The sequence below is a fragment of the Homoserinimonas sp. A520 genome, assembly GCF_054489245.1.
This window is the reverse complement of record NZ_JBTMWX010000002.1, coordinates 649113-663626: the sequence shown is the minus strand read 5'-3', so window position 1 is coordinate 663626 and position 14514 is coordinate 649113. Positions and strand designations below refer to the sequence as shown.

The 14514-nt window shown below is 66.3% G+C and carries 13 protein-coding genes; 3 read left to right on the top strand and 10 right to left on the bottom strand.

Features of this window, described 5'->3' with window-relative positions:
- Nucleotides 1–51 precede the first annotated feature (51 nt).
- Complete coding sequence (gene dnaG / locus ACX3PH_RS07760; RefSeq protein ID WP_459091098.1) at nucleotides 52–1956, bottom strand: DNA primase; 1905 nt, start codon at nucleotides 1954–1956, stop codon at nucleotides 52–54.
- Nucleotides 1957–2031: 75 nt separating this feature from the next.
- Here dnaG and ACX3PH_RS07755 point away from each other — a divergent pair, with 75 nt between their 5' ends.
- Complete coding sequence (locus ACX3PH_RS07755; protein ID WP_459091096.1) at nucleotides 2032–2838, top strand: SDR family oxidoreductase; 807 nt, start codon at nucleotides 2032–2034, stop codon at nucleotides 2836–2838.
- Here the strand turns inward: ACX3PH_RS07755 and ACX3PH_RS07750 are convergent, their stop codons facing one another.
- From ACX3PH_RS07750 to ACX3PH_RS07735, 4 genes are all read right to left on the bottom strand, one after another.
- Nucleotides 2839–4086 carry a deoxyguanosinetriphosphate triphosphohydrolase gene (locus ACX3PH_RS07750; RefSeq protein ID WP_459091094.1) on the bottom strand — a complete coding sequence of 416 codons (1248 nt, stop codon included), beginning with the start codon at nucleotides 4084–4086 and terminating at the stop codon, nucleotides 2839–2841.
- Nucleotides 4079–5254 carry a tRNA dihydrouridine synthase DusB gene (dusB, locus tag ACX3PH_RS07745; RefSeq protein WP_459091462.1) on the bottom strand — a complete coding sequence of 392 codons (1176 nt, stop codon included), beginning with the start codon at nucleotides 5252–5254 and terminating at the stop codon, nucleotides 4079–4081. Before dusB ends, ACX3PH_RS07750 begins: the two co-directional genes overlap by 8 nt.
- Nucleotides 5255–5325: 71 nt before the next feature.
- Entirely contained in the window at nucleotides 5326–6840 is a 1515-nt protein-coding gene (locus tag ACX3PH_RS07740; RefSeq protein WP_459091092.1) for an MFS transporter, read from the bottom strand.
- Between the two features lie 3 nt (nucleotides 6841–6843).
- Entirely contained in the window at nucleotides 6844–8076 is a 1233-nt protein-coding gene (locus ACX3PH_RS07735; protein WP_459091090.1) for an amidohydrolase, read from the bottom strand.
- 112 nt (nucleotides 8077–8188) lie between these two features.
- On the opposite strand from ACX3PH_RS07735, the gene ACX3PH_RS07730 reads away from it, so the two are divergent.
- Nucleotides 8189–8677: an aminoacyl-tRNA deacylase gene (locus tag ACX3PH_RS07730; RefSeq protein ID WP_459091088.1), complete on the top strand. Its 489-nt coding sequence runs from the start codon at nucleotides 8189–8191 to the stop codon at nucleotides 8675–8677.
- A gap of 72 nt (nucleotides 8678–8749) precedes the next feature.
- On the opposite strand, the gene ACX3PH_RS07725 is transcribed toward ACX3PH_RS07730, so the two are convergent.
- Nucleotides 8750–9403, bottom strand: a complete 654-nt coding sequence (locus ACX3PH_RS07725; protein WP_459091086.1) for a DsbA family oxidoreductase — start codon at nucleotides 9401–9403, stop codon at nucleotides 8750–8752.
- Nucleotides 9404–9532: 129 nt separating this feature from the next.
- On the opposite strand from ACX3PH_RS07725, the gene ACX3PH_RS07720 reads away from it, so the two are divergent.
- Entirely contained in the window at nucleotides 9533–10270 is a 738-nt protein-coding gene (locus ACX3PH_RS07720; RefSeq protein ID WP_459091084.1) for an SDR family NAD(P)-dependent oxidoreductase, read from the top strand.
- A gap of 100 nt (nucleotides 10271–10370) precedes the next feature.
- Here ACX3PH_RS07720 and ACX3PH_RS07715 read toward each other — a convergent pair whose 3' ends face one another.
- The 4 genes from ACX3PH_RS07715 to recO all read right to left on the bottom strand — a co-directional run bounded on the left by ACX3PH_RS07715 (nucleotide 10371) and on the right by recO (nucleotide 14464).
- Nucleotides 10371–11756 (bottom strand): glycine--tRNA ligase, encoded by a 1386-nt coding sequence (locus ACX3PH_RS07715; RefSeq protein ID WP_459091082.1) that lies wholly within the window; start codon nucleotides 11754–11756, stop codon nucleotides 10371–10373.
- Between the two features lie 69 nt (nucleotides 11757–11825).
- Nucleotides 11826–12905, bottom strand: coding sequence for an aminotransferase class V-fold PLP-dependent enzyme (locus ACX3PH_RS07710; RefSeq protein ID WP_459091079.1), 1080 nt, complete (start codon nucleotides 12903–12905; stop codon nucleotides 11826–11828).
- Between the two features lie 9 nt (nucleotides 12906–12914).
- Nucleotides 12915–13721, bottom strand: a complete 807-nt coding sequence (locus ACX3PH_RS07705; RefSeq protein WP_459091077.1) for an isoprenyl transferase — start codon at nucleotides 13719–13721, stop codon at nucleotides 12915–12917.
- On the bottom strand, nucleotides 13718–14464 hold the full coding sequence (gene recO / locus ACX3PH_RS07700) for a DNA repair protein RecO (protein ID WP_459091075.1): 747 nt from the start codon (nucleotides 14462–14464) through the stop codon (nucleotides 13718–13720). Before recO ends, ACX3PH_RS07705 begins: the two co-directional genes overlap by 4 nt.
- Nucleotides 14465–14514 lie beyond the last annotated feature (50 nt).

Here is a 14514-nt window from a genome sequence, read left to right as displayed (position 1 = left end):
CGACTTCGCCGGGCAATGTTTATGGATCTGCAATGAGCCCGGATCGGCTGATCAGTCTTCGCGCAGAGCGCGCCGCTCCGCTTCCACCCTGACCAGCTCGCGCTGGACCTCGGCATAGCGCTCCGGCTCCTGCGCGCTGTCGGTGCGCTGGAGCCGTCCGAGCAGGTCGGCCTTCCGTCGCAGCAGGTCGCGATCGATGAGCGACGATGCGATCCCCTGGCAGTATGCGGCGAGCTCGCGGCCCGACTTCTCCGGGATGGGCGCCAGCCCGAGCTCCTTCACCAGCATCGAGAACGGGGCAGGGACCTCGTCGATGATGCGCTCCAGCCAGCCGGCCGATTCCAGTGCGTCCAGGCTTGCGGCGATCGCGTCCCTGACCACTGCCAGCGAAGCGTTGGAGAACCCGGTCTGGGCCGCGCGTTCCACCAGGGGACGCCCCACTTCGAGCGGCTGCTGGAGAATCGCCATGATCGCATCGCGCTCGAGCCTGGTGGCGGGGTCGGACGGAAGGTGCACGAGTGACGGACCGGTCTCCTGTGATTGGCCGTCAGGGTTCTCGGCGGTTGTCCCGGCTTGGGGCGGTCGGGCGTCCCTTGCGTCTGTGCCCCGGGCATCCGCCGACCGTGACTTGGCGGCGTTGACAGCGCGACCGACCTCCCCCAGGTCCATGCCCAGCCAGCCGGCCAGGTTGCGCACGTAGCCGATACTGAGGGCCTGGTCCCGTATTCCGGCGACAACGGGGGCGGATGCCCGCAGTGCGGCAACGCGGCCTTCAACAGTGTCGAGGTCGAAGCCCCCCAGCACCCGCCTGACCATGAACTCGAACATCGGCTTCTTGCCCTGGACCAGGCGGCGCACGGCGTCATCCCCGCGCTTCAGCCGGAGGTCACACGGGTCGAGCCCCTCAGGGGCGACGGCGACGTAGGTCTGGGCTGCGAAACGCTGCTCCTCGCTGAACGCGCGGCTGGCGGCCTTCTGGCCCGCCTCATCCGGGTCGAAGGTGAACACCACCTCCCCCAGCCCGCGCGAGTCGGCGTTGTCGACATCGCCGAGCACCCGGCGAACAACCTTGATGTGGTCGACGCCGAACGCGGTACCGCAGGTGGCGACTGCGGTGGTGACGCCGGCCAGGTGGCAGGCCATCACATCCGTGTACCCCTCGACAACCACGACCTGCTTGCCGCGGGAGATGTCCCGTTTGGCGAGGTCGAGCCCGTAGAGCACCTGCGACTTGTGATAGACCGCGGTTTCGGGCGTGTTGAGGTACTTCGGCCCTGAGTCGTCTTCGAGCAGTTTTCGCGCGCCGAAGCCCAGGGTCTGGCCGGTGACATCGCGAATCGGCCAGATCAGGCGCCCGCGGAAGCGGTCGTACAAGCCGCGATCGCCCTGCCCGACCACGCCGGAGGCCAGCAGCTCGTCATCCGTGAATCCGAGTGTTCTCAGGTGCTTGCTCAGGGCGTCGTAGCTCTTCGGGGCGAACCCGATGCCGAACCGCTCGGCTGCGGAGGAGTCGAACCCACGCTCCCCCAGGAAGCTTCGCCCGGGCGCTGCATCCGGCTCCGTCAGCCTGGCGACGAAGAATTCCGCCGCCGCCTTGTTGACGGCGAGGATGCGCGCACGGTTGCCGTGGTCGCTGTTCGCCTGCCCGCCGTCCTCGTAGTGCAGTTCGAAGCCGAGACCAGAGGCGAGCCGCTCGACGGCCTCGGTGAACGAGACGTGGTCCATGCGCTGCAGGAAGCTGAAGACGTCGCCATCCTCGCCGCAGCCGAAGCAGTGGTAGCGGCCGACCTGCGGGCGGACGTGGAAGCTCGGGCTGCGTTCGTCGTGGAAGGGACACAGGCCCTTCAGCGAGCCGACCCCGGCGCCCTTCAGCGTGACGTAGTCACCGACCACATCGGCAATATTGATTCGAGCACGGACCTCATCGATGTCGCTTCGTCGAATCAGGCCGGCCATGGGCCAATTCTAGGCTGGTGGCGGCAGCCGACCCGGCCCGGTGGACAATAGAGTCGACTCGCGAAGGGGTGAGGGATGAGACAGATCACGAACGTGGTGCTGACCGGAGCGTGTGGAGGCATCGGGCGCGAACTGGCGGCAGCGTTGCTGGGAAGTGGAGCATCCGTCGCCCTGGTCGGTCGCGACGAGACCATACTGGCCGGCCTGGCCGCGCTCGCCCCCACGCGGGCACGAAGCTACACCCCTGACGTGAGCGACAGCGCAGCCATGAACGCCGTCGCCGAGGACTGGATCGCCGCCTTCGGGGTGCCGGATGTCGTGATCGCCAACGCCGGCGTCGCCAGCGGGTTCGACACCGCTGAAGAGGGCGACCTGGCCGTGATGAAGCGGATGCTCGAAATCAACCTGCTGGGCGTTGCCACCACCTTCCAGCCATTCATCTCCGGGATGCGCGGGCAGCGCAGGGGCACCCTCGTCGGGATCGCCAGCATCGCCGGGTGGCGCGGGATGCCCGGAAACGGTGCCTACGCAGCCAGCAAGGGTGGGCTCATCCGTTATCTGCAGAGCCTGCGTGCCGAGTTGAGGCCGCACGGCGTGACTGTGACAACCATCTCGCCCGGCTACGTGAAGACGCCGCTAATCGCGGGCAACACCATGCACATGCCCGGGATGATCCAGCCGGCCGAGGCGGCCAGGCGAATCGTCGCCGCCATCCGCGCCGGCCGGGAGAAGGCCACCGTGCCGAAGCGCACCGGGCTGATCTCGCGCGGGTTGGGCGTGCTGCCCGACCGCCTGGTTGATCGCATCCTGCTGCGGGAGCCGCGGAAGCCGCGGGCCGGCGAGCCGGGCTCAACCGAGATTCCCGGGCTGCAGCGCCGGTAGCTAGGAGTGCATGAGCCTCTCGTGCCAGGTGAGGGCGGACTGGTCGGTCAGGCTCGCCACCTGGTCGACGACAGCCCGCTTGCGGCCGGCATCCGTCTGCGCAGCCTGCCAATCGGCGGCGAACCCGATGTCCAGGCTGTCCGGACCGCGCTCGAAGAGCGTTGTGGCCAGCTGGGTCAGGATGTCACGCTGCTGCCGGTAAATCGGCTGCCGCGTGTTCTTCGACATGACGAAGGCGGCGACGATGCCCTTCAGCACGGCGATCTCCGCCTGCACCGCGCGCGGAACCACGACGTCGGCGCCGAAGCGCACCAGGGATCCGGAAGAGTGGGCTTCCCGCGTCGCATTCACCGCGCCGGCACCGAACCGGCCGATGAGCTGGCTGGTCAGGTTCTTGAGCCTGCCCTGCTCGATGCGGCTGCCGTCCCAGGTGTCGATCCAGGCGTCCAGGCTGGCCAGGCGGTCGAACGCCGCGATGAGCTCGTCATGGTCGAATTCGCCGCCGATCCAGGCGAACATCGAGTCGACCAGCTCGTCGTGGTCGACGCGAGCGCTCAGGGCGGCGACATCCACATACCCGCCGACGATCGCATCTTCGAAGTCGTGCACGGAGTATGCAACATCATCGGAGAGGTCCATGACCTGGGCTTCGACGCACAGCTTCCCCTCCGGCGCGCCGTCACGCAGCCATTCGAAGGCGGCGAGGTCATCCGAATAGAAGCCGAACTTGGCCCGACCGCTCGGGTCGGCCACTGAGCGTGTGTCCGGCCAGGGGTACTTGCAACTGGCATCCAGGCTCGCCCTGGTCAGGTTGAGGCCGTACGGCGCACCGTCCGGCCCGAAGACCTTCGGCTCGATCCTGGTGAGCAGTCGAAGGGTCTGCGCGTTCCCCTCGAAACCGCCGATGTCGGCTGCCCAGGCGTTCAGTGCCCGCTCTCCGTTGTGCCCGAACGGCGGATGTCCGAGGTCGTGTGCGAGGCAGGCTGTGTCGACGACGTCGGGGTCCAGTCCGAGGCTGGTGGCAAGCTCACGCCCGACCTGGGCAACCTCGAGCGAGTGGGTGAGGCGGTTGCGGGCGAAGTCCAGCCCCTGCGTCGGGGACAGCACCTGGGTTTTGGCCGCCAGCCGGCGCAGGGCGCTCGAGTGCAGCAGCCGAGCCCGGTCGCGGGCGAAATCGCTGCGCCGGGAGTAGTGCTCTTCCGGCAGGAACCGCGCTGTGTCGTGTGCGCCGTACGCCGCGTCAACCACCGGTGGTATCCGCTTCGCCCTCGGTCAGCTGGCTTCGGTGCACGTCGCCGAGCTCGCGGCTGGAAAGCCAGCCCTCCGGCAGCGCTGTACGTTTCGGCGTACCGGCGCGACCGCGCGGGCCCTCGGCGCCCTCCCCGGGGTATGGCATGTCCCAATCGAGGGTGCCCAGCAGGTCGTCGAGCTGCTGCAGGGATTCGACGGTGGCCAGGCTGGCACGAAGCTCGCCACCGACCGGATACCCCTTGAAATACCAGGCGACATGCTTGCGGATGTCCCGGCAGGCGCGTTCCTCGCTGTCGAAGAACTCCACCAGCAGTTCGGCGTGGCGGCGGATGGTTGCGGCCACCGTGCCGAGTGAAGGCCGGGCAACCTCCGCCTCACCGCGGAATGCGGAGGCGAGGTCTCCGAAGAGCCACGGCCTGCCGAGGCATCCGCGACCGACCACGACGCCATCACAACCGGTCTCGCGGGCCATGCGGATGGCATCCGCCCCGGACCAGATGTCGCCGTTGCCGAGCACCGGAACGCCGGAAATGGTCTCCTTGAGCTTCGCGATCGCCGACCAGTCGGCCTGCCCGCTGTAGAACTCCGCAGCGGTGCGGGCGTGCAGCGCAATGCTGGCGACCCCGGCACCCTCAGCAGCCTTCGCCGCCTCCAGATAGGTCAGGTGGTCGGAGTCGATGCCCTTGCGCATTTTGACCGTCAGCGGCAGGTCGCCTGCGGCCTTCACCGCGCTCTCCACGATGTCGCGGAACAGGCCGAGCTTCCAGGGGAGAGCTGCACCGCCACCCTTGCGGGTGACCTTGGGCACCGGGCATCCGAAGTTCAGGTCGATGTGGTCCGCACGGTCCTCGGCGACCAGCATGGTGACCGCCTCGGAGACCGTCTTCGGGTCGACTCCGTAGAGCTGGATGCTGCGGGTGGTCTCCGACTCGTGGTGCTGGATGAGCCTCATTGAGGCCGGCGTGCGCTCGACCAGGGCGCGGCTGGTGATCATCTCGCTCACGTAGAGACCAGCGCCGAACTCGCGGCACAGGCGGCGGAACGCCGTGTTGGTGATGCCCGCCATCGGGGCGAGAACGACCGGAACCTCGAGCTCGAGTGGCCCGATCCTGAGCGCAGGGAGGTCAGTTTTCGGCGCGTCCGATTGCACCCCGGAGGTGCTCATGGCGGTTGCGTCGAGGACTGTCACCCCACAATTCTCCCAGAAACTCGGGCGCGGCTCGCCACTCGGGGGAACTAGCTGCCGATGGACGGCGTCGCCGGCACCTCTGGCCGCTTCTCAGCCTTCTCTGTCGGGACCGTGACCATGATGGACACGATCGCCACGACCACGATGAACAAGTTGAACAGCAGGCCGATGGCCCCGCCGAAGCGGAGGGCAACGTTCGTCTGATCCCCGATGAAGAGTCCCCAGGAGCGGATTGTCTCCGGGTCCATGGCCTGCGCAGCCACATAAAGCGCGGCCGAGACGGCGACACCGATCGCGTTTCCGAGCGACGACGCCATCTTGTAGATACCGGAGGCGGCACCCACCTCGTTGTCCGGGACGTTCGCGAGTGCGGCATCCGTCGACGGAGTCGCATAGAACCCCAGTCCGATGCCGAACAGCGTGAATCCGATGACGGCGAGCACAACATATTGTTCGATGAGAACGAATGTCATGGAGGTCAGCAGGATCCCCGCACCGGCGATCGCACTGCCCCAGATCATCGGGCGTTTCGGCCCGAAACGCTGGAGTAATTTCTCGCCCACCCGGATCGTCGCGAGGATGGCGACCAGATAGCCGATCGTCAAGAGTCCGGATTGCAGGGACGACATACCGGCCGCGACCTGGACCAGCCCGAGTGACACGATGAGCGTGCCAGCCGCCCCGTTCAGCAGGAAGTTCGACAGCGTCGCCCCGGAGAACGTCAGGTTACGGAACAGCGAGAGATTCAGGAACGGCGCGGCGCGTTTCGTCTCGATCGCGAAAAAGGCGAGCACCCCGATGACCGTGAGCGCGACGAGCCCGATGCCGCTCCAGCTGAGCCAGCCGATCGCCGGACCCTGCGAGATGTAGACGTTGAGCGCCACGAGGGCGACGATGAAGGCGATGAGGCCGCCCCAGTCGAAGGAATCGTGACCCGCATGCGGTTCCGCCCTGGACTCGGGTGTACCTCGAACCAGGAACAGCGCAAGGATCGACAGCACGATGGAGATCCAGAAGATGGATCGCCAGCCCAGCACGGATGTCGCCATCAGGCCGCCGAAGAGAGCAGTGAACCCCGAGCCACCCCACGAACCGATAGACCAGAAGGAGAGAGCCCGCTGCCGCGCCTTCCCTTCGTAATAGGTCTTGATGAGCGCCATCGTGGACGGCATGATGCAGGCGGCCGACAGGCCCTGGATGATGCGCCCACCCAACAGCGCTGCGTCCGTGATGGCACCGGCCTGCTCCGGCGTGATCGCGATCAGCAGCGACCCCGCAATGCTCAGGTAGATGCCGATGTACATGATCTTGACCCGGCCGATCCGATCGGCGAGACCGCCGGCGACGACGATGAAGATCCCGGAGAACAGCGAGGTGATAGACACCGCCAGGTTGGCCAGTGTTCGTTCGACGCCGAGGGACTCCTGGATTCCCGGGATGACATTAAGCAGGGTCTGGGCGAACAGCCAGAAGTTGATGACGGCCAGGACAACGCCCAGCAACCAGGCGTCGGTCGGTTTCCACTGGGTTCCGGCCTTGGTCACAGTCGGGGAACTGGACATGTGCTACTCCTCCTTCGCCAGGTATGACAGCGCGGCGACCACCTGCGCCTGAACGCCGATCGACAGCGTCGGGTCGATCATGGGCGCGAACCGGGGCGAGTGGTTGGCCGGAATGTCCTGGGCCACCGTGCCCTTTTCTGCCGCCACCCGATACGCTTCGGCATCGACTCCGCCGAGGAACCAGAACGTGTACGGAACGCCGAAGGCATCCGGTATCCGACTGAAGTCCTCTGATGCGGTTTGCGGATCGGCACGGCTCACCGTCTCGGCGCCGAAGTGGGCGACGAAGGCGGCAGTCACCTGGTCGGTCGCCACCGCGTCGTTACTGGTCAACGGAAACTGGTCGTACCGTTCCAAATCCGGCGGCCTGGGCGAACCGGCCGCGGCGCACTCCCCCGCGACGATCCGCTCGATCGATGCCAGAATTCGCGCGCGAAGCTGGTTGTCGTAGGTGCGGATGTTCAGCAGCAGCGTGGCCTGGTCGGGGATGATGTTCGACTTGGTGCCGGCATTCAGGGCTCCGACAGTGACGACGGCGAATTCGCCCGGCCTCGTCTCGCGGGAAACGATGGTCTGCAGCCCCAGGACGATGGATGCGGCCAGCACCACCGGGTCGATCGACAGGTGCGGCATCGAGCCGTGCGCACCCGACCCGTAGACCGTGATCCTGATCGAATCGCCCGCCGAGAGCACCGGCCCGGGTGCCGTAGCCAGTGTCCCCGCTGGAAGCGGCATGACGTGCTGGGCGAGCGCGACATCCGGTCTCGGCAGGCTGGCAACGAGCCCGTCGTCGACCATCGCCTGCGCGCCGGAACCGGTCTCTTCGGCCGGCTGGAACAAGGCGATGTAGGTGCCAGCCCACGACTCGCGGGCATCGGAGAGCAGTTTCGCCGCCCCCAGCAATGCGGTCACGTGCACGTCATGCCCGCAGGCGTGCATGACCCCGTCCACTTCGGAGCTGTAAGGCAGTCCGGTTGCCTCGCTGACAGGAAGCGCGTCCATGTCGGCGCGGGCCAACACCACCGAACCGTCGCCGTTGCTGAGAACTCCGACAACACCGGTGCCGCCGAGACGCATCACCTCGAAGCCGAAAGACGCGAGGTGCTCGGCGACCAGCTTCGAGGTCGCAGTCTCTTCACCGCTCAGTCCGGGGTTCCTGTGAAGGTCGGTGTACAGGCGCCGCAACCACTCGAGCTCACCGTCGAGCCTGGTCAGTACATCCTCGTCTACGCTCACAATTTTCCCGTCCGGAGGGTCGGGCGCCTGGGCGATGCCCTGGGGAAAGACTAAGTGCGATGCGCGGAATTGCACCAGAAAGTCACCACTTGATTCGAACTACAGTGGTTCCATGACCCAGCCCACAGGACGTGACCGTGTTGAGGCGGATGCCGCGGCTCGCGGTCTCGATATCGAGATCGTCGACCGGGTCGGGGCCACCAGCCTCGAACACGCCGCCGAGCTGCTGGGCATCGAGCCGTCAGGAATCGTGAAGACGCTCGTGGTCAAGCACAAGGACGGCTCGTACCTGTTCGCCCTCATCCCGGGTGACCGCCAGATCTCCTGGCCGAAGCTGCGCGCCCTCATCGGAGTGAACAAGCTGTCGCTGCCCGACGAGTCCAGGGCACTCGAGGCCACCGGTTACCCGCGCGGCACCATCACCCCGCTCGGCAGCACCACTGCCTGGCCGATCTACGCCGACGCCGGCATGGTCGGCAAGCGGGTGTCGCTGGGGGCGGGGGAACACGACATCAGCCTGTTCGTCGAGGCAGATGCCCTGCTCGCCTCGTTCGACGCTACCGTCGCCGACATCACCGAGCCGCTGGCTCCCCGCTCGTAGCGGCAGGTGGGATCAGGCAGGCATCGCCCTCGCAGGCAATCGCCTCGGGGTCGCCGAGCGGAATGAGGCCGCTCACGCTGATGCCGCCTTCTCGTCGCGCGCCTGCTGCAGTACCTGCGTAAAGGTGGCAGCCTCCTGCGCACCGGAGACGCCGTACTTGCCGTCGATCACGAAGAACGGCACGCCCTGGATGCCGTACTCAATCGCCTGCGCCTGATCGGCCTTCACGGCGGACAGGTACTGCTCCTCGGTGAGTGAGCGGATGACATCCGCCCGGTCGAAGCCGACCTCAACTGCCAGGTCGGCGAGATCCTCGATGCGCCCGACATGGTGGCCCTCCTCGAAGTAGGCCTTCAGCAGGCGCTCCTTCATCTCCAGCTGCTTGCCCTGGGCCTTGGCGTAGTGCAGCAGCTCGTGCGCCTTGACCGTGTTCGTCTGCTTGACCGAGTCGAAGTCGTAGTTGAGACCGACACTCTTGGCGATGCCGGTCACGTTCGCCAGCATCCCGTGCACCTGGTCGAGCGGCATCCCCTTGCGCTTGCTCAGGTAGTCGGCGGTGCTGCCCTGGAAATCAACCGGGGTGTCCGGGGAGAGTTCGAAGGAGTGGTATTCGACCTCCACCTCTCCCCCGAATTCCTGTGCACCCGCCTCGAACTTGCGCTTACCTATGTAGCACCAGGGACATTGCACATCGGACCAGACGTCGACTTTGATCTTTTCGCTCATACCCGGTGCAACTCATGCATTCGTGTCAACATTCCCAGCGATAGGAATAGAACCCGTGTTCCATGCATTTGCATAGATAACTGGCATTACCAGAGAGGCGTCTACGCCTCAGAAGAGAGGAAGATCGACATGGCTCGATTCACAGGAAAAACCGTACTCGTCACCGGCGGAGCCAGTGGCATCGGCAAGGCAGCATCCCTGCAGTTCGCTCAGGGTGGTGCGAACGTGGTCATCGCAGACATCCAGGACGACGCAGGGAGGACTGTCGCACAGGAAATCACGGATGCCGGTGGCCAGGCCACCTACGTGCACCTCGACGTGACCAGCGAAAGCGACTGGAACGCGGCCGTTGCGAAGACCGTCGAGACCTATGGTGGCCTCACCACCCTGGTCAACAACGCCGGAATCGGTGACACCCTCCCGATCGAGGAGACCCCGCAGTCCAGCTGGGACAAGGTCATCGCGGTCACCCAGACCAGCGCGTTCCTCGGCATGAAGGCCGCCAGCGCCGAACTGCAGAAGTCCGGCAACGGCTCGGTGGTCAACATCAGTTCCATGTACGGCATCGTGGGCGGCCTTGGCGGACCGAGCTATGCGGCAGCCAAGGGGGCAGTACGCATCCTCACCAAGAACACCGCCCTCGGCTGGGCCAAGAAGGGTGTCCGGGCGAACTCGGTCCACCCCGGCTACATCAACACGCCGATCCTCGGCGACACCGACCGCGAATACCTCATCAACACGACCCCGATGGGCCGGCTGGGCGAGCCGGAAGAGGTCGCCAACGTCATCGCGTTCCTCGCCAGCGACGAGTCGTCGTTCATGACCGGGTCAGAGGTCGTCGTCGACGGTGGCTACACCGCCGGCTAGTTTTCACCACTGCGCGGTGTTTTCCGTGGTTCGCTGTCACTTTTGTGGCCGCGAACCACGGAAAAGGCCGCGCGCGGCAGTGTTTCGTGGTTGAAGGCGGCTACGCGCCGAGCAGGCGCTCAGCCAGGTAGCCCTGCAGCCGGTCGAGCGAGACACGCTCCTGTTCCATGCTGTCGCGCTCGCGCACCGTGACGGCCTTGTCGTCGAGGGTGTCGAAGTCGACCGTGATCGCGAACGGGGTTCCGATCTCGTCCTGACGGCGGTAACGGCGGCCGATCGCCCCGGCGTCGTCGAAGTCGATGTTCCAGTACTTGCGAAGGTCGGCCGCCAACTCGCGAGCCACCGGCGAGAGCTGCTCGTTACGCGACAGCGGCAAGACGGCGGCCTTGACCGGTGCAAGGCGGCGGTCGAGGCGCAGCACAGTGCGCTTGTCGACGCCGCCCTTGGTGTTCGGCGCCTCATCCTCGGCGTAAGCGTCGACCAGGAAGGCCATCACCGACCGGGTGAGGCCGGCCGCCGGCTCGATCACGTAGGGAACCCAGCGCTCATTCTTGGCCTGGTCGAAGTACGACAGGTCGACACCGGAGGCCTTCGAGTGGGTGGTGAGGTCGAAGTCGGTGCGGTTGGCGATGCCTTCCAGCTCGCCGAACTCGCTGCCCTGGAACCCGAAGCGGTACTCGATGTCGACGGTGCGCTTCGAGTAGTGGGAGAGCTTCTCCTGCGGGTGCTCGAACAGTCGCAGGTTCTCCGGCTTGATGCCGAGGTCGGTGTACCACGACATCCGCGCATCGATCCAGTACTGGTGCCATTCCTCATCCGTGCCCGGCTCGACGAAGAACTCCATCTCCATCTGCTCGAATTCGCGGGTGCGGAAGATGAAGTTGCCTGGCGTGATCTCGTTGCGGAAACTCTTGCCCATCTGTCCGATGCCGAACGGCGGTTTCATCCGCGAGACACCGAGCACGTTGGCGAAGTTGACGAAGATGCCCTGGGCGGTCTCCGGGCGCAGGTAGTGCAGGCCGGATTCGTTGTCGACAGGGCCGAGGTAGGTCTTCAGCAGGCCGGAGAACTCCTTCGGCTCCGTCCACTGGCCGCGGGTTCCGCAATTGGCGCAGGCGATCTCGGCCAGCCCGCCCTCCGGCGCGCGGCCCTTCTTCTCTTCGAACTCCTCCTCGAGGTGGTCGGCGCGGTACCGCTTGTGGCAGCTGAGGCACTCGACGAGCGGGTCACTGAAGACATCGACGTGGCCGGATGCCTCCCAGACCTTCTTGGGGAGGATTACCGAGGAGTCGAGGCCCACGACATCGTCGCGACCGTTGACCATGAACTGCCACCACTGCCGCTTGATGTTCTCCTTCAGCGCGACGCCGAGGGGCCCGTAGTCCCAGGCTGACCGCGATCCGCCGTAGATGTCACCGGCCTGGAAGACGAACCCGCGGCGCTTGGCGAGGTTGATGACAGGGTCGAGGGATGAGGCGTTGGCCAAGAAAACTCCAAAGGTCTTACCGTGCTGGATGCGCGGTCGAGGTGAGGGTTACCAGCCTACTTGTCCGAGCTACCGCCCCAACGCAGCCACGACAGCGGCCACGTCGCTCAGGTTGTTCCAGAGGTGGAACGCGGTGCGCAGGCGTCCGGCGCGTCCGGACACGGTCAGTCCGGCATCCGTCAACCGCTTCAGGTCGCTGCCATCAGGGTCAGCCCAGGTGACGATGGCCTGGTGCTGCTGCGGCATCCCGAGGGCGTCGCACAGCGCGTCGCCCAGCCCGGACGCATGCTGCCACACTTCAGCGATATCGAGCGAGGCGAACAGGCGGATGGCCGGCTCGGCGCCGATCCACGCGGGCCAGGCCGGCGACACGTCGTAGCGACGGGCCGACGGTGACAGCTGCATCGCCGGGCCGTAGCAGGAGTCCCACACCGAGTCGCCGGCGTACCAGCCGGCCTGGGTCGGCGTGACCTGCTGGCCCAGCCGTTCGTTGATGGTCAGGAAGGCGACACCGCGCGGCGAGCAGAGCCACTTGTAGGCGTGGCAGACGGTGGCGTCGAAAATTGCGGCGTCGATGGGGTGCACGCCGGCAGCCTGGGTGGTGTCGCACAGCGTGAAAGTGCCGGTTCGAGTGGCCGCCGCAACGATGGCATCAACGTCGGCAATGGCGCCGGTCGCGGATTGCGCGAAGGAGAAGGCGACCAGCCAGGTCTTCTCGGTGATCTCGCTCGCCAATGCCTCGAGCGGCACGGAACGCACCCGGATATCGGCGCGCTGGAGGAACGGGAAGACCACCGAACTGAAATCTCCGTCGACGCACAGCACCTCGGCGCCGCTGGGGACGGCGGAGCAGAACAAGCTCACCATCACCGATGTCTGGGATCCCATGGCGACGCGCTCGGCATCGACGCCGACCAGCGTCGCGTAGTGCCGCCTGGTCCGCTCGATCACCTGGTCGTAGTCGCCCGGGCTGAGCTTCGCCGTGCGCCACGCTTCGATATCGGCCAGCTGCGCATCAACCGTCTCGCGGGTGGGAATGCCGATCGAAGCGGCGCCAAGGTAACCGCGCACGGCGTCGGGATCGAATTGCGAGATCGCGTTGCGTAGCGCGACGGAAGGGGTACGGCTCGTGGCCGACGTCGTTGTCATGCTGCAAGCCTAGGAGTTGGTCGGCGTATCCACAGCACCACCGAACCGCCGGTTCCTGGACGCGTAGAGCTCGGCGGCATGCCACAGGTCGGTGCGCGAGAAGTCCGGCCAGAGGGTGTCGAGGAAGACCATTTCGGCATACGCGCTCTGCCACAACATGAAGTTGCTGGTGCGCTGCTCCCCCGAGCTGCGGATGAACAGGTCGACGTCCGGAAGCTCAGGCGCGTACAGGTTTCGCTGGATCGCCTTCTCGGTGATGCCGGAGACTTTCAACCGCCCGGCCGCGACGTCCTCGGCCAGGGCGCGAACAGCATCCGTCAGCTCCGTGCGTCCCCCATAGTTGACGCACATGGTCAGGGTGAGCACGGAGTTGCCTGCCGTCAGGCGTTCGGCGAACTGAAGCTCCTTGATGACGGATGCCCACAGCCGGGGTTTCCTCCCGGCCCAGCGAACCCGAACACCCCAGTCGTTGAGCTGGTCGCGCCTGCGGTGCAGCACGTCACGGTTGAACCCCATCAGGAACCGCACCTCGTCTGGTGACCGCTTCCAGTTCTCGGTGGAGAACGCGTAGACGCTGAGGTGCTTGATGCCAAGCTGAATCGCCCCGGCGACGACGTCGAGCAGTGCTGCCTCCCCGGCCTTGTGCCCTTCCACCCGGGTGAGCCCCCGGCCGTTCGCCCACCGGCCGTTGCCGTCCATGACGATGGCGACGTGCTCCGGGACGACGGATGCCGGCAGCTTCGGTGGGTAGAGTCCGGACCAGTCGACGGGCTTGAAGTCGAGCGCGTCGCGGTGGGTCTTGGGCGCCGGTGTCATGCGGGGGCCGACTCGCGAGTTGCCCGGTCCACGTGCTCCAGCGACCGCAGCTTCCGCTCCAGATGGAACTGCGCGTATGCCGCGACGATGCCGCTCGCCTGTGACCTGGTGCGTTCATCCGCCGCATCCGCCACCGGCCAGTCACCGGTGAGGAGCGCGGACAGCAACGCCAGGGTCTGCTTGTCGAGCCGTGGCGCGCCGGGGGGCGCGACCGCGTCGGCGACCACGCCGCCCAGCTGCACCACGAAAGCCGAGTGCGGGCCGGGCGCCCCGGTCATCGCGCAATCGTGGAAGCTCGGCGACCACCCGGCGATGGCGAACGAGCGCAGCAGGAAGGAGTCGAGGGTCAGACTGGAGGTGTGCTCGCGACGGGCCAGCGAGCGAAGGGCTCCCACCAGCAGGAGGTACTGCTGCAGGCTTCCGTTGTCTTCGGTCAGCTTATCGGCGGTTTCGACCATGGCACTGGCCGCCGTGTAGCTGCCGTAATCGGACGTGATCGCGGCACCGTACGAACCGATGGATTCGGCCTGGGTGATGATGTCGAGCGAGCGCCCCTCGTAGAACTGGGCGTCGGCCACCATGAACGGCTCAAGCCGCGAACCGAACTTCGATGCGGTACGCCGCACCCCCTTCGCCACCGCCCGGATCTTCCCATGCTGCCGGGACAGCATGGTGACGATGCGGTCGGCTTCGCCCAGCTTGTGGGTGCGAAGCACGACGACTTCATCGCGGTACAGGGGCATGAGTCAATTATCGGATGCCAACCCGGGTTTGGCTGGGAGGCGCCACCGGC